Source organism: Bacillus xiamenensis, assembly GCF_001857925.1.
GTDB lineage: Bacteria > Bacillota > Bacilli > Bacillales > Bacillaceae > Bacillus > Bacillus xiamenensis.
In genome coordinates, this window is the sequence record NZ_CP017786.1 from 1,050,925 (window position 1) to 1,065,609 (window position 14,685).

The window sequence follows — 14,685 nt, forward strand, 5'->3', positions numbered from 1 at the left end:
TATAGGTTAAGTCCTCGATCTATTAGTATCTGTCAGCTCCACGTGTCACCACGCTTCCACCTCAGACCTATCAACCTGATCATCTTTCAGGGATCTTACTTCCTTGCGGAATGGGAAATCTCATCTTGAGGGGGGCTTCATGCTTAGATGCTTTCAGCACTTATCCCGTCCGCACATAGCTACCCAGCGATGCCCTTGGCAGAACAACTGGTACACCAGCGGTGCGTCCATCCCGGTCCTCTCGTACTAAGGACAGCTCCTCTCAAATTTCCTGCGCCCGCGACGGATAGGGACCGAACTGTCTCACGACGTTCTGAACCCAGCTCGCGTACCGCTTTAATGGGCGAACAGCCCAACCCTTGGGACCGACTACAGCCCCAGGATGCGATGAGCCGACATCGAGGTGCCAAACCTCCCCGTCGATGTGGACTCTTGGGGGAGATAAGCCTGTTATCCCCGGGGTAGCTTTTATCCGTTGAGCGATGGCCCTTCCATGCGGAACCACCGGATCACTAAGCCCGACTTTCGTCCCTGCTCGACTTGTAGGTCTCGCAGTCAAGCTCCCTTGTGCCTTTACACTCTGCGAATGATTTCCAACCATTCTGAGGGAACCTTTGGGCGCCTCCGTTACATTTTAGGAGGCGACCGCCCCAGTCAAACTGCCCACCTGACACTGTCTCCCTGCCCGATAAGGGCAGCGGGTTAGAAGGTCAATACAGCCAGGGTAGTATCCCACCGATGCCTCCACCGAAGCTAGCGCTCCGGTTTCCAAGGCTCCTACCTATCCTGTACAAGCTGTACCAACATTCAATATCAGGCTGCAGTAAAGCTCCACGGGGTCTTTCCGTCCTGTCGCGGGTAACCTGCATCTTCACAGGTACTATAATTTCACCGAGTCTCTCGTTGAGACAGTGCCCAGATCGTTGCGCCTTTCGTGCGGGTCGGAACTTACCCGACAAGGAATTTCGCTACCTTAGGACCGTTATAGTTACGGCCGCCGTTTACTGGGGCTTCAATTCGCACCTTCGCTTACGCTAAGCGCTCCTCTTAACCTTCCAGCACCGGGCAGGCGTCAGCCCCTATACTTCGCCTTACGGCTTCGCAGAGACCTGTGTTTTTGCTAAACAGTCGCCTGGGCCTATTCACTGCGGCTTCTCGGGGCTTTAACACCCTAAGAAGCACCCCTTCTCCCGAAGTTACGGGGTCATTTTGCCGAGTTCCTTAACGAGAGTTCTCTCGATCACCTTAGGATTCTCTCCTCGCCTACCTGTGTCGGTTTGCGGTACGGGCACCTCTCACCTCGCTAGAGGCTTTTCTTGGCAGTGTGGAATCAGGAACTTCGCTACTATATTTCGCTCGCCATCACAGCTCAGCCTTCACGGGAAACGGATTTGCCTATTTCCCAGCCTAACTGCTTGGACGCGGATATCCATTACCGCGCTTACCCTATCCTCCTGCGTCCCCCCATTGCTCAAATGGTGAGGAGGTGGTACAGGAATATCAACCTGTTGTCCATCGCCTACGCCTTTCGGCCTCGGCTTAGGTCCCGACTAACCCTGAGCGGACGAGCCTTCCTCAGGAAACCTTAGGCATTCGGTGGACGGGATTCTCACCCGTCTTTCGCTACTCATACCGGCATTCTCACTTCTAAGCGCTCCACCAGTCCTTCCGGTCTGGCTTCACAGCCCTTAGAACGCTCTCCTACCACTGTTCGTAAGAACAGTCCGCAGCTTCGGTGATACGTTTAGCCCCGGTACATTTTCGGCGCAGAGTCACTCGACCAGTGAGCTATTACGCACTCTTTAAATGGTGGCTGCTTCTAAGCCAACATCCTGGTTGTCTAAGCAACTCCACATCCTTTTCCACTTAACGTATACTTTGGGACCTTAGCTGGCGGTCTGGGCTGTTTCCCTTTCGACTACGGATCTTATCACTCGCAGTCTGACTCCCAAGGATAAGTCATCGGCATTCGGAGTTTGACTGAATTCGGTAACCCGGTAGGGGCCCCTAGTCCAATCAGTGCTCTACCTCCGAGACTCTTACCTTGAGGCTAGCCCTAAAGCTATTTCGGAGAGAACCAGCTATCTCCAGGTTCGATTGGCATTTCACCCCTACCCACACCTCATCCCCGCACTTTTCAACGTGCGTGGGTTCGGGCCTCCATTCAGTGTTACCTGAACTTCACCCTGGACATGGGTAGATCACCTGGTTTCGGGTCTACGACCACGTACTCATGCGCCCTATTCAGACTCGCTTTCGCTGCGGCTCCGCATCTTCTGCTTAACCTTGCACGGGATCGTAACTCGCCGGTTCATTCTACAAAAGGCACGCCATCACCCGTTAACGGGCTCTGACTACTTGTAGGCACACGGTTTCAGGATCTATTTCACTCCCCTTCCGGGGTGCTTTTCACCTTTCCCTCACGGTACTGGTTCACTATCGGTCACTAGGGAGTATTTAGCCTTGGGAGATGGTCCTCCCGGATTCCGACGGAATTTCACGTGTTCCGCCGTACTCAGGATCCACTCTGGAGAGAATGACATTTCAGTTACAGGGCTGTTACCTTCTCTGGCGGGCCTTTCCAGACCTCTTCGCTTATATCATTCCTTTGTAACTCCATATAGAGTGTCCTACAACCCCAAGAGGCAAGCCTCTTGGTTTGGGCTGTTCCCGTTTCGCTCGCCGCTACTCAGGGAATCGCATTTGCTTTCTCTTCCTCCGGGTACTTAGATGTTTCAGTTCCCCGGGTATGCCTTCTCATACTCTATGTATTCAAGTATGGATACTACTCCATTACGAGCAGTGGGTTTCCCCATTCGGAAATCTCCGGATCAAAGCTTGCTTACAGCTCCCCGAAGCATATCGGTGTTCGTCCCGTCCTTCATCGGCTCCTAGTGCCAAGGCATCCACCGTGCGCCCTTTCTAACTTAACCATTTCTTACTCTAGAAAGAATCACTATGTGTGATGAACTTTGCATTGCATTCAATGTGAATGTATTACTTATTGTTATCTAGTTTTCAAAGAACAATCCTGTCTCGCTAGAGACATGTTTTGAAGGAATGATCCTTCAAAACTAAACAAGACCAAAACGCACACTGCTCCATATATCCTTAGAAAGGAGGTGATCCAGCCGCACCTTCCGATACGGCTACCTTGTTACGACTTCACCCCAATCATCTGCCCCACCTTCGGCGGCTGGCTCCATAAAGGTTACCTCACCGACTTCGGGTGTTGCAAACTCTCGTGGTGTGACGGGCGGTGTGTACAAGGCCCGGGAACGTATTCACCGCGGCATGCTGATCCGCGATTACTAGCGATTCCAGCTTCACGCAGTCGAGTTGCAGACTGCGATCCGAACTGAGAACAGATTTGTGGGATTGGCTAAACCTTGCGGTCTCGCAGCCCTTTGTTCTGTCCATTGTAGCACGTGTGTAGCCCAGGTCATAAGGGGCATGATGATTTGACGTCATCCCCACCTTCCTCCGGTTTGTCACCGGCAGTCACCTTAGAGTGCCCAACTGAATGCTGGCAACTAAGATCAAGGGTTGCGCTCGTTGCGGGACTTAACCCAACATCTCACGACACGAGCTGACGACAACCATGCACCACCTGTCACTCTGTCCCCGAAGGGAAAGCCCTATCTCTAGGGTTGTCAGAGGATGTCAAGACCTGGTAAGGTTCTTCGCGTTGCTTCGAATTAAACCACATGCTCCACCGCTTGTGCGGGCCCCCGTCAATTCCTTTGAGTTTCAGTCTTGCGACCGTACTCCCCAGGCGGAGTGCTTAATGCGTTAGCTGCAGCACTAAGGGGCGGAAACCCCCTAACACTTAGCACTCATCGTTTACGGCGTGGACTACCAGGGTATCTAATCCTGTTCGCTCCCCACGCTTTCGCTCCTCAGCGTCAGTTACAGACCAGAGAGTCGCCTTCGCCACTGGTGTTCCTCCACATCTCTACGCATTTCACCGCTACACGTGGAATTCCACTCTCCTCTTCTGCACTCAAGTTTCCCAGTTTCCAATGACCCTCCCCGGTTGAGCCGGGGGCTTTCACATCAGACTTAAGAAACCGCCTGCGAGCCCTTTACGCCCAATAATTCCGGACAACGCTTGCCACCTACGTATTACCGCGGCTGCTGGCACGTAGTTAGCCGTGGCTTTCTGGTTAGGTACCGTCATGGTGCAAGCAGTTACTCTTGCACTTGTTCTTCCCTAACAACAGAGCTTTACGATCCGAAAACCTTCATCACTCACGCGGCGTTGCTCCGTCAGACTTTCGTCCATTGCGGAAGATTCCCTACTGCTGCCTCCCGTAGGAGTCTGGGCCGTGTCTCAGTCCCAGTGTGGCCGATCACCCTCTCAGGTCGGCTACGCATCGTCGCCTTGGTGAGCCGTTACCTCACCAACTAGCTAATGCGCCGCGGGTCCATCTGTAAGTGACAGCCGAAACCGTCTTTCATCCTTGAACCATGCGGTTCAAGGAACTATCCGGTATTAGCTCCGGTTTCCCGGAGTTATCCCAGTCTTACAGGCAGGTTACCCACGTGTTACTCACCCGTCCGCCGCTAACATCCGGGAGCAAGCTCCCTTCTGTCCGCTCGACTTGCATGTATTAGGCACGCCGCCAGCGTTCGTCCTGAGCCAGGATCAAACTCTCCGAGGTATGCAGGATGCATACCACACATGCGTTGCTACACGATGTAGCGAACTTAGCATGTGATCATTTCCTGCCTCGTCAGTTTGACTAACTACCTATGATGTTTCATAGGATTTTTTTATTAAAACTCGAATTAACAGGTACGTTTTGTCTTGTTTAGTTTTCAAAGATCATGTTTCAAAATGGAGCGGGTGATGAGAATCGAACTCACGACATCAGCTTGGAAGGCTGAGGTTTTACCACTAAACTACACCCGCATGAATTATTATTGGCGCGCCCGAGAGGAGTCGAACCCCTAACCTTTTGATCCGTAGTCAAACGCTCTATCCAATTGAGCTACGGGCGCTTAATCAGGCGACTTAATCATCTTAACATATCGTTTTTATTAAGTCAACATCTTTTTAGAACTTGTTGATCGAATGCGTTTGAACATCCGTGTTTCATTTGCGTCATCAGCGACGAATAATAATATACCACGGATCATCTAAAAGGGTCAATACATTTTTCTGAAAAAGTTTACTATTTTTTAAGAAGTGCTCTTTTCTTAGATAAATAGAGATGCGATAGCTCCATTTTCATTTCTTTCTTCATCATTCTAATGATTCTTAAATAAAATCTTTCTAAATCCAAAGAAGGACAAAACATGACCATCTAGAATTTTTATTTATTGGAAAATTCTTAATATTTTCCTGAGCATTTAAAGGAGGTAGGAGATGATGAAAAAGTTCGTCGCTTTTCAAATCATGATCGCTTTGGTGATAGGGGCTCTTATTGGCCACTTCTTCCCTGATTTCGGAATGGCACTGCGGCCCATTGGGGATGGCTTTATCCGATTGATTAAAATGATTGTTGTTCCTATCGTTTTCTCTACGATTGTCATCGGCGCAGCTGGCAGCGGCGGGATGAAGAAAATGGGCAGCCTTGGTTTAAAGACAATCATTTGGTTTGAGGTCATCACGACCATCGTTCTTGGAATCGGTCTATTATTGGCTAATGTTTTAAAGCCCGGCGTTGGACTTGATTTCTCTCAATTAGCGAAGAAAGATATTGGGGAACTAGATGGTTATACTCAAAAAGTCGTCGACTTTAAACAAATGGTATTAGATATCATTCCAACCAATATCGTCGATGTTATGGCTCAGAATGATTTACTCGCCGTCATTTTCTTCGCCATTTTATTCGGTGTAGCCGCAAGTGGGATTGGTAAAGCATCCGCTCCTGTTTTGACCTTCTTTGAATCAGTGGCACAAATTATGTTTAAACTCACACAAATGGTGATGGTAACAGCACCTCTTGGGGTTCTTGCATTAATGGCTTCTTCTGTCGGCCAATATGGCATTGTATTATTAATCCCTATGATGAAACTTGTTGGAACTGTCTTCTTAGGATTATTTATTATCCTATTTGTTCTGTTCCCTCTTGTCGCACTGATCTTCCGTTTTAACTACTTCGAAGTGTTAAAAATGATTTGGGATTTGTTCTTAGTCGCCTTTTCCACCACAAGCACAGAAACTGTTCTTCCTCAGCTCATGGCACGAATGGAGAAATACGGTTGTCCAAAAAGAATCGTTTCCTTCGTGATTCCATCTGGTCTTTCTCTCAATTGTGATGGTTCAAGCTTATATTTATCGGTTTCCTGTGTATTTCTTGCGCAGGCGTTTGGTGTCGATATGAGTTTATCACAGCAGCTCCTGATGATGCTTGTCCTTGTTTTAACAAGTAAAGGCATTGCAGCTGTGCCCTCCGGTTCACTCGTCGTTCTTTTGGCAACAGCTCATGCAGTAGGTCTTCCAGCCGAAGGTGTCGCCATTATTGCCGGTGTTGATAGAATTATGGATATGGCCCGAACAGGCGTGAATGTTCCAGGGCATGCGATTGCATGTATTGTCGTCTCTAAATGGGAAAAAGTATTTCGTGTGACTGCGTGGGAAGTTCCAAAAGCAGGTGAGGAAACAAAAGGAATGTAATGATTTCTATGAAGGAAAGGGCTCGCCCTTTCCCTTTCTTACGGCAAAAATGTTTGCTTCAGCACCGCTTTGCCTCCTTGTTGTATGTGCACTTCTGCATATGCTCCATTAATCAGGGTCATTTGCGGCGGGACGTGTCCACAATCAATATCGTAAAAAATCGGCGTTTGCAGTTCCTTGTGTAATTCTTCATATAGATCCGTATATTCATATCCTTCTACAGGGGCATCTACTGCACTTCGGCCAAACATGATCCCAGAGCAGTGATCAAACCACCCTGCTAATTTTAATTGAACAAGAGATCTCTTCATGCTCGCAGCATTTAATGCGCAGTTTTCGAAATACCAGAGAATGGGTTCACCTTTCAGGAATGTATCTTGAAAGGCTTTGACATCTCCAAAAGGCGTTCCTGCTAAGTGGCGTATCACATCAATGCAGCCGCCCATCAATCTCCCCTTCACCATCATCTCCTGCTGATCAACAGTACGCCATGCGGTTGGCTCGGTTAAATGAAAGACATGTATACTTGGATTGTCATGCTGCCATTCCTTTTGATACATATAAGAAGAAAATTGAGTAACGTCCTTCTTCTCTGGAGTGGAAAGTATTTGTTCCCACATCGCTGTCACCTGATCAAGCTCTTCCCCCCGAAGATCTACAAAGTTCGGTCCATGCGCTGTCGCAATGCCTGTTTTTAATGTCAAGGCCAGCAGAAGTACACTCGTATCTGAGTAACCAAGAATCCACTTTTTTGGCATCACTGAGAAATCAAGATGCTCTAATATTTCAATAAGCAGCTGTCCACCCCATGGCGGGATGATGTGGTCAATCTCATCACTTGTCATCATGATCTGAAGCTCGTTTGCGCGTTCTATGGCAGGGGCTGATTTTGCTTTTTCCTGCTGCCATACCGTCTTTCCACATATAACCTCATACCCTCTATTTTTCATCCGCTCACATGACAGCTTAAACATCTCATGCAAAGATGGTTGTACACCTGAGGACGGGGCTGTAACGCCAATCGTTTGTCCTTTTTGCAAATGCGGATACTGTATCATCCTGCTTCCCTCCCCCTTCTATTCATTGTAAAGAAGATACCCCTTGGTAAAAGGGGCATCTCGTCTTACTCTTTCTGACGCAGTACAGTGTATACACCTGCAAAGATACATAGAATTCCAATGAAAGAGCGTAAACCCATCTCTTCACCCAGAAGCAGCCAGCCAAGGACTGTGCCAACGATTGGTTGAAAGAAGAAAAACAGACCTCCGCTCGCGGCATCCATCAGTTGAAGCCCCCTATTCCACAAAAAGAAAGCAAGGGCTGTTGAGATGATACCAAGATAAAGAATACCACCCCAAATTTCCGGTCTCGCCATTTGCTGCACATCTAAATGTGGCAGACGAAATAGAACAGGCGGAGTTAATACGATAAAGGCAATAATGATCGCATATGTTGTTATCACTGCCTGAGGGTACTTTCTTGGAACCCGTTTCAGCAGAACAGACATCAGCGCCCATGTTAATGCAGCGATCACCAATGAGAGACCGCCAACAAACTCATCTGTTTGAACAGTGACAGGCCCAATCATGGTGAGTACACCTGCTGTAGCAAGCAAGATAGAGACACACTTCCTAACAGTGAATGATTCTTTCAATAGAAAGAAAGCGAAAAGCACCATAAAGGCAGGTGTTGCCGATGTGATGACAGCACCCATTTGCGCAGACGTGTACATCGTACCAATTTCTTGAGTCACGATTGAAAGAAAGTTACCGATCAATCCAATGGCCGCAATAAGCGGGATATCTTTTTTATCTAACCGAAAAGAATATCCTAAACGCCAAATGGTGAACACAAGAACGACTCCTGCTACTGCGTATCTCATCCATACGAGTTCAAGTGGCGGGACAACCGCTACTGCTACTTTGACAACTACGTACATACCACCCCAAATACTAGCGGCTGCCGCTAAGTAAAGGGCTCCTATATATTTTCCATTCATCTTTTTTCCCCTCCGTTACTGGATATATCATTTGCGATATCCACAAACGGAGATCACTCTCCGTTATGGACGGAGGTGATTTGGTACATCATCTTCAAATAAAGGTTTCCATTGCATGACAGTCACCCCAATTGTTATTATTTTCTGATTACTTTATAACAAATTCTGGTTGACTTCAATCCTTTTTTATCGCCATGTTTCTTCATATAATAGAAGTTACATAGGATTGACATGATAAATTCGTTTTCATATAGTAAGTAAAACGATAGACGGTCAAGAGAAAAGGAGTAGAGGTCGTTGGATATTGAAGCTAGAAAACGCATTCCCAGCGCGGGACACGAGCCGTTTTTCGAGGGAATAAAAGATTGTGTACCGACCTTACTCGGCTATATGAGTATTGGGTTTGCCTTTGGAATTGTTGGCATAAGTGCACAATTAAGTATATGGGATATTGCGCTCTTATCCATCTTTATTTACGCAGGCGCTTCACAGTTTATCATCTGCGCACTGCTCGTAACAGGGAGCCCTCTTTCCGCAATTATTTTCACCACATTTATTGTGAATTTGCGCCATTTATTACTCAGCCTTACGCTCGCCCCTCATTTTACACGCTACTCTGTGAAACAGAACATTGGGTTTGGTCTTTTGCTGACAGACGAATCCTTCGGTGTGGCGATGAATAAATTAGCGCAGCAAGGAAGGTTGAATAATCGGTGGATGCATGGACTGAATGTAACGGCTTATTTGTGCTGGATTGCGGCATGTACACTTGGCGGCATCTTTGGACACTGGATCTCAAATCCAGAGGCGCTTGGTCTTGATTTTGCTTTATCGGCGATGTTTGCTGCGCTATTGATCCTTTCTTTGCAAACAGTCCCCAAAAATAAGTTAACCCATCGCCTGTCGCTTGTTTTGTATATGGTCGTTGCGATGTTTGTTCTGCTTCATTTTGTTCCTTCACACGTGGCTGTTCTGTTAGCAACTGTGCTTGTCGCAACCATTGGGGTGGTGACAGATAAATGATCAGCAGCTTTATGATATGGCTGATTCTTGGTTGTATGCTCGTAACCATCATTCCAAGAATCCTTCCATTTATATTTGTTCGGAGTATTCGGCTGCCTGAAGTGGTGCTGAAATGGCTATCGTTTATTCCAATTTGTATATTCACTGCTTTGATTGCTGAACACCTTTTCATACATACAACAACAGGCGTCACCATTCACTGGATGTATCTTGCTGTGTTGATTCCAACGGTGCTTATGGCTGTTTGGACAAAAAGCTTGTCCCTCACTGTTCTGGTTGGCGTCTTGCTGATGGGTACAGCTAGATGGTTTTTCTAAAAGAAAAAGCTTAACCGTTTGCGGTTAAGCTTTGTTTCATTTGACGATTCCGTATATAAACCCGTCATAGCCTTTTTCACCAACAGTTTGAATAGCTGTTGCCTCAATTCTCGGCTCTTGTTTGAGTAAATCAAATAATTCACGAGTTCCCTTCACTCGCTCATCTTGATCAGAGGCATGAATGACTGCTCCATTTCTGACAACATTGTCTGCAATAATGACGGTTCCCTTCTTTGAGAAGTGTAACGCCCACTTCAGATACTTCGGGTTGTTTGGTTTATCTGCATCAATGAAAATCAAATCGAATGGGGGCGTACCCCTCTCTTTTAACTGAGATAAAGTATCTAACGCTTTTCCTTGTAAAATCGTTACCCGTTCTGTCAAGCCTGCTCTGTCGATGTTTTGCTGCGCGGTTTCTACATGATAGCTGACAGCCTCTAATGTCATGAGTTCTCCATCCTCTTCAAGAGCTCGTGCCAGCCAAATGGTGCTATATCCGCCAAGTGTCCCGATTTCTAAAATACGCTTTGCTCCTTTGGTTTTTGCTAATAAATAAAGCATTTTCCCTTGGGCCGGAGACACATCAATTTCTGGCAGCCCCGCTTGTTTATTATTGGTAAGCGCTTGCTCCAATACGTCATCTTGAGCCATCAATTTGTCTTTGATATACTCGTCAACTTTCCCCCATACTTGGTCCATTTCATCCATCTCCCTTGATTCATGTCTTCTACCTAAAGTCTACATGACGTACAAGAGGACGTATAATCAATTCTTTTCACACACCTATTCATTTAATTGATGAAAGGCATGTGATGATGGAGACATGAGGCGAGTACCTACAGCTATGTGCAAACTACTGATTCAGCTTATTTTTCACGTCACCTTTTTTATCTTGAAGCTTTCCTTTTGCTTGATCTTTCTTTCCTTCTGCTTTCAGGTTTTCATGATCTGTCGCTTCGCCAAGCTTTTCTTTCAATTGACCTTTGACTTGATTTGTTTTTCCTTTCGCTTTATCCATATGTCCTTTTTGTTCACTCATTTGCTCCACCTCCACGTTTGATACTGCTTATTTAGCCTTTTTGAACATGACAAAACATCTGAGTGTGCTGCGTGCACGTTTCAGGTATGATAGACATAATGGAATGAAAGGCTGGTGGTCTGTTTAATGATCATATCTGAAAACATGTTCACTGTTCGTGGTTTGACCTATCGTATTCGATCCGCTGCACTAGCAGATGCCAAACCGTTATCTGCTCTCAGACTAAAAATTGATGGGGAAACAGAATATTTAGACCGTGAACCAGGAGAAGCCTTTCTTGATGAAAAAGGATTTGCAGCTCTCATTCAAGAGGATTCTAAGGAAAGCCGGCATCTATTTTTGGTCGCGGACATTGAAGGGGAAATTGTAGGCTTTTCAAGATGCGAAGGGCATTCACTAAAGCGCTTCGCTCACAAAGTGACGTTTGGCGTCGCTGTACAGAAGACAGCTTGGGGCTATCACATCGGGAAAGAGCTTTTATCCGCATCGATCAAATGGGCAGACCAGCAAGGCATTCAAAAGATGTCACTTCAAGTGCTGGAAACCAATCAAAAAGCCATTCGGTTATATGAACACTATGGCTTTGAGATTGAAGGGGTGTTAAAAAAAGATAAACGGCTGGCGGACGGAATGTATTATGATACTGTTGTGATGGGCAGGCAGTGGCCGGCCTCCTAACCGCTTACATGACATAGCCCCAGATCATCGAAAATGCACTATACATAAGCAGAAGTCCCATGACGAGCTGGAACGGCCGTTGATAAAGATTCAAAAAACGCTTGAATACAGAGCCAAATAGACTCCAGCTGAACGTACCTAAAAATCCAATGAGTGCGAGAATCAGCGTCATTAACATGTACTGCATATTGGACTGTCCATATGGCAGAACAAAGGTTGAAATCACCGTTAACCCATACAAGATCGCTTTCGGATTGATAAATTGCAGCAGCATGCCTGGGATAAAATGATTGTAGCGGTCTAGTGTATCGTCATTGCCGCCCTTACTTTTCATGATTTTGACAGCCAAATAAATCATGTAGCCAGCTCCGATGAATGCCATCACCCAGCTTATTTTCGGCATGACTTGATAAAGAATCATATTGAAGAAACCACTCAAACACAAAATGACGAAAAACCCGATACCCACACCTAAACAAAATCGAAATGTTTGCTTGACCCCATATTTGTTTGTAAAGACCATGGCCATGATATTGTTTGGTCCCGGGGTGAAGCTGGTGACAAAAGCATAGATCAGCATTGAAACAATCAAGATGTTACCCCTCTTTCATACGTTATTTAGACCTAAAAGTCTTTATTGCGTATATTACGTTTTATTGTACTATTCGGTCGTTATAAAGTAAATGCAGAAAGGAGTTTTTTGATGGAAGATGTACAATCGATTATTGCTAGAAATGTAAAACATCTAAGAGAACAAAAGAAATTAAGCCTAGAGAAGATGGCTGACATAACGGGTGTGAGTAAGACGATGATTGGACAAATCGAGAGAGGAGAATCAACCCCCACCATCACGACTTTGTGGAAAATTGCGAATGGATTAAAGGTGTCTTTTAGTGAACTCATTTACGCACCGCAGCCTGAAATCAAGGTAGTGCGAAAAGAAGACGGACAGGTTTTAACTGAGGATGAGGGAAGGTATCGTGTGTATACGACTTTTCCCTTTGATGATCGAAGAAAATTCGAAGTGTATCAGGTAGAAATTGATCCCGACGGGTCGTTAAGTGCCGAAGAACATATTGGCGGTACAGAGGAATTGATTACCGTTTTTGAAGGAACACTTGATTTATCCATCGGTGATGAGCAATATACATTAGAAGCTGGCGACTCTATTCGTTTCAAAGCGGATCGTGCCCATGAGTATAAACAATCAGGAGAACAGATGGTCCGAATGCAAATGATTCTTTATTATCCTCATTAAAAAAGCTGACAGGCTTGTCCACCTGTCAGCTTTTATTTATTCAAACCCCGGATCACGCACAACCGTTCCAGTAAATGTGACGTTGTATTTTCCAAGGCCTAACTCTTCAATTGATGATTGATATAAAATACCGACCCAGCCATCCTTTGCATATGTAATACTTGATGGGATATTTGACGTCGTATAAGTTCTTGTTTCCGAGACCGTTCGACTCGCTTGAACCGTTATGTCACTGTTCGCTTTCTCTTTTGCTTCCACCGGGACAGTAGTGACCCCAGCACCTGTTAAAACGATTGCTCCAACCAAAACAGAAGACATGACCTTTTTCATAAAAAAATCCCTCCCTTTTTTTGTTGAACATATTAACCATACCATAATCTAGAACTTTCGTAAGTTATTTTTTCATTTTTTTGAAAATTATGATATGATTGTCTTATACCGGATAGAGATCGTTACATACTACTATGATTTTCTCCTCATCTCATTCTAGTGAAACAATTGATAACGGAGGTGATTTCATGAAAAAATGGCTCATCTGTTTTCAACTTGTTTTCCTCTTTACCTTGACGGCCACACCACTTGCTTCTGCTGCTTCATGTCCTACAGTGAAACCATGTGTTATTGATCCTTAAGCATAAGAAAAGGTCGATCAAGCCTATTCACTTGATCGACCTTTTTGTTTATTCTTGCTCTGCTTCCCAGCGGGTAACTTCTTCTCTTACTTTAGGAGCGACTTCTTTTCCAAATAGCTCAATGGCTTTCAGCACTTGATCATGCGGCATTGAACCAACTGGTACATGCAGCATGAAGCGTGTGATTCCTACATTTTTTCGCAGATGAATGACTTTTTCTGCAACAGTATCTGGATCTCCCACATACAAGGCACCTTCTAACGTTCTCGCTGCATCGAACGTAGAACGAGTATAAGGTCCCCAACCTCTTTCTCTTGCTAATGTATTCATGACATGCTGTGTAGAAGGGAAAAATTGATCTGCTGCCAGTTCTGTTTCTTCCGCTACAAACCCATGTGAATGTGAAGCAACTGTTAATTTCTCAGGATCATGTCCCGCGTGAACAGCGGCTTGCTTGTATAGCTGAACAAGCGGTGCGAATTGTCTAGGACTACCACCAATGATGGCAAGTACAAGCGGTAACCCTAATAATCCAGCACGTACGACAGATTCTCTGTTTCCTCCGCTGCCAATCCAAATTGGAAGCGGGTCTTGAACAGGTCTTGGATATACGCCAACATCCTGGATGGCTGGACGGTGCTTTCCGCTCCACGTCACACGCTCTGACTGCTGTAATTTCAACAGTAAATCTAATTTTTCTTCAAATAATTCTTCATAATCATTTAAGTCATAGCCAAAGAGCGGGAATGATTCAATAAATGATCCTCGGCCAGCCATGATCTCTGCACGTCCGTTAGATAGTCCATCTAATGTCGCAAAGTCTTGAAATACACGCACAGGATCTGCCGATGAAAGGACTGTGACAGCACTTGTCAGGCGAATATTCTTTGTTTGCGTGGCTGCCGCTGCTAATACGACTGCTGGATTCGATGCGGCAAAATCTTTACGATGATGCTCTCCTACTCCAAATACATCAAGACCTACTTGATCTGCTAAAATAATTTCTTCTACGACTTCTCGAATACGCTGTGCGTGGCTGACTGTTTTCCCTGTTTGAAAATCAGGTGTTGTTTCTACAAATGTACTAATTCCTAGTTCCATGGATGGAACCTCC

The 14,685-nt window shown here is 45.7% G+C and carries 12 protein-coding genes, 2 tRNA genes and 2 rRNA genes; 5 read left to right on the forward strand and 11 right to left on the reverse strand.

Features of this window, described 5'->3' with window-relative positions; translation table 11 throughout:
* Positions 1 to 2: 2 nt before the first annotated feature.
* The 4 genes from BK049_RS05360 to BK049_RS05375 all read right to left on the reverse strand — a co-directional run bounded on the left by BK049_RS05360 (position 3) and on the right by BK049_RS05375 (position 5,004).
* Positions 3 to 2,933 (reverse strand): 23S ribosomal RNA (locus tag BK049_RS05360).
* Positions 2,934 to 3,115: 182 nt separating this feature from the next.
* Positions 3,116 to 4,664: ribosomal RNA gene (locus BK049_RS05365) — 16S ribosomal RNA — on the reverse strand.
* Together the 16S and 23S rRNA genes with 2 tRNA genes alongside form the textbook arrangement of a ribosomal RNA operon.
* Positions 4,665 to 4,841: 177 nt before the next feature.
* Positions 4,842 to 4,915: transfer RNA gene (locus BK049_RS05370), tRNA-Gly, on the reverse strand.
* Positions 4,916 to 4,927: 12 nt separating this feature from the next.
* Positions 4,928 to 5,004 (reverse strand) — tRNA-Arg (locus BK049_RS05375).
* 370 nt (positions 5,005 to 5,374) lie between these two features.
* Here BK049_RS05375 and gltP point away from each other — a divergent pair.
* The gene (gene gltP, locus BK049_RS05380) at positions 5,375 to 6,625 is read left to right on the forward strand and encodes a glutamate-aspartate/proton symporter GltP (protein WP_071169191.1); all 1,251 of its coding nucleotides are present in this window, start codon (positions 5,375 to 5,377) and stop codon (positions 6,623 to 6,625) included.
* 38 nt (positions 6,626 to 6,663) lie between these two features.
* On the opposite strand, the gene BK049_RS05385 is transcribed toward gltP, so the two are convergent.
* On the reverse strand, positions 6,664 to 7,683 hold the full coding sequence (locus BK049_RS05385) for a S66 family peptidase (RefSeq protein ID WP_071168027.1): 1,020 nt from the start codon (positions 7,681 to 7,683) through the stop codon (positions 6,664 to 6,666).
* Positions 7,684 to 7,748: 65 nt separating this feature from the next.
* Complete coding sequence (locus BK049_RS05390) at positions 7,749 to 8,624, reverse strand: DMT family transporter (RefSeq protein ID WP_008359809.1); 876 nt, start codon at positions 8,622 to 8,624, stop codon at positions 7,749 to 7,751.
* Between the two features lie 297 nt (positions 8,625 to 8,921).
* On the opposite strand from BK049_RS05390, the gene BK049_RS05395 reads away from it, so the two are divergent.
* On the forward strand, positions 8,922 to 9,647 hold the full coding sequence (locus BK049_RS05395) for an AzlC family ABC transporter permease (protein ID WP_071168028.1): 726 nt from the start codon (positions 8,922 to 8,924) through the stop codon (positions 9,645 to 9,647).
* On the forward strand, positions 9,644 to 9,964 hold the full coding sequence (locus BK049_RS05400) for an AzlD domain-containing protein (RefSeq protein WP_008359806.1): 321 nt from the start codon (positions 9,644 to 9,646) through the stop codon (positions 9,962 to 9,964). Before BK049_RS05395 ends, BK049_RS05400 begins: the two co-directional genes overlap by 4 nt.
* A 36-nt stretch (positions 9,965 to 10,000) precedes the next feature.
* Here the strand turns inward: BK049_RS05400 and BK049_RS05405 are convergent, their stop codons facing one another.
* Together BK049_RS05405 and BK049_RS05410 are read right to left on the reverse strand one after the other, a co-directional pair.
* A complete protein-coding gene (locus BK049_RS05405) occupies positions 10,001 to 10,663 on the reverse strand; it encodes an O-methyltransferase (protein WP_008359803.1) in 663 nt (220 codons plus the stop codon).
* A 154-nt stretch (positions 10,664 to 10,817) separates the two neighbouring features.
* Positions 10,818 to 11,003: a CsbD family protein gene (locus tag BK049_RS05410; RefSeq protein WP_008359801.1), complete on the reverse strand. Its 186-nt coding sequence runs from the start codon at positions 11,001 to 11,003 to the stop codon at positions 10,818 to 10,820.
* Positions 11,004 to 11,129: 126 nt separating this feature from the next.
* Between BK049_RS05410 and BK049_RS05415 the strand changes: the two genes are divergently transcribed.
* Positions 11,130 to 11,681 (forward strand): GNAT family N-acetyltransferase, encoded by a 552-nt coding sequence (locus BK049_RS05415; protein ID WP_008359799.1) that lies wholly within the window; start codon positions 11,130 to 11,132, stop codon positions 11,679 to 11,681.
* A 4-nt stretch (positions 11,682 to 11,685) separates the two neighbouring features.
* On the opposite strand, the gene BK049_RS05420 is transcribed toward BK049_RS05415, so the two are convergent.
* Positions 11,686 to 12,273 (reverse strand): LysE family transporter, encoded by a 588-nt coding sequence (locus BK049_RS05420; protein ID WP_008359793.1) that lies wholly within the window; start codon positions 12,271 to 12,273, stop codon positions 11,686 to 11,688.
* A gap of 111 nt (positions 12,274 to 12,384) precedes the next feature.
* Here BK049_RS05420 and BK049_RS05425 point away from each other — a divergent pair, with 111 nt between their 5' ends.
* Positions 12,385 to 12,939: a helix-turn-helix domain-containing protein gene (locus BK049_RS05425; protein WP_008359792.1), complete on the forward strand. Its 555-nt coding sequence runs from the start codon at positions 12,385 to 12,387 to the stop codon at positions 12,937 to 12,939.
* A 36-nt stretch (positions 12,940 to 12,975) separates the two neighbouring features.
* On the opposite strand, the gene BK049_RS05430 is transcribed toward BK049_RS05425, so the two are convergent.
* Entirely contained in the window at positions 12,976 to 13,269 is a 294-nt protein-coding gene (locus BK049_RS05430; protein WP_008359791.1) for a hypothetical protein, read from the reverse strand.
* A 350-nt stretch (positions 13,270 to 13,619) separates the two neighbouring features.
* Positions 13,620 to 14,672 (reverse strand): LLM class flavin-dependent oxidoreductase, encoded by a 1,053-nt coding sequence (locus tag BK049_RS05435; RefSeq protein ID WP_071168029.1) that lies wholly within the window; start codon positions 14,670 to 14,672, stop codon positions 13,620 to 13,622.
* Positions 14,673 to 14,685: the final 13 nt, after the last annotated feature.

What these genes read in the sequence shown, in the direction of transcription:
- BK049_RS05390 (WP_008359809.1), bottom strand. Translation starts at nt 8,624, where the DNA reads ATGAATGGAAAATATATAGGAGCCCTTTACTTAGCGGCAGCCGCTAGT.
- gltP (WP_071169191.1), top strand. Translation starts at nt 5,375, where the DNA reads ATGAAAAAGTTCGTCGCTTTTCAAATCATGATCGCTTTGGTGATAGGG.
- BK049_RS05405 (WP_008359803.1), bottom strand. Translation starts at nt 10,663, where the DNA reads ATGGACCAAGTATGGGGGAAAGTTGACGAGTATATCAAAGACAAATTG.
- BK049_RS05430 (WP_008359791.1), bottom strand. Translation starts at nt 13,269, where the DNA reads ATGAAAAAGGTCATGTCTTCTGTTTTGGTTGGAGCAATCGTTTTAACA.
- BK049_RS05385 (WP_071168027.1), bottom strand. Translation starts at nt 7,683, where the DNA reads ATGATACAGTATCCGCATTTGCAAAAAGGACAAACGATTGGCGTTACA.
- BK049_RS05410 (WP_008359801.1), bottom strand. Translation starts at nt 11,003, where the DNA reads ATGAGTGAACAAAAAGGACATATGGATAAAGCGAAAGGAAAAACAAAT.
- BK049_RS05425 (WP_008359792.1), top strand. Translation starts at nt 12,385, where the DNA reads ATGGAAGATGTACAATCGATTATTGCTAGAAATGTAAAACATCTAAGA.
- BK049_RS05435 (WP_071168029.1), bottom strand. Translation starts at nt 14,672, where the DNA reads ATGGAACTAGGAATTAGTACATTTGTAGAAACAACACCTGATTTTCAA.
- BK049_RS05400 (WP_008359806.1), top strand. Translation starts at nt 9,644, where the DNA reads ATGATCAGCAGCTTTATGATATGGCTGATTCTTGGTTGTATGCTCGTA.
- BK049_RS05415 (WP_008359799.1), top strand. Translation starts at nt 11,130, where the DNA reads ATGATCATATCTGAAAACATGTTCACTGTTCGTGGTTTGACCTATCGT.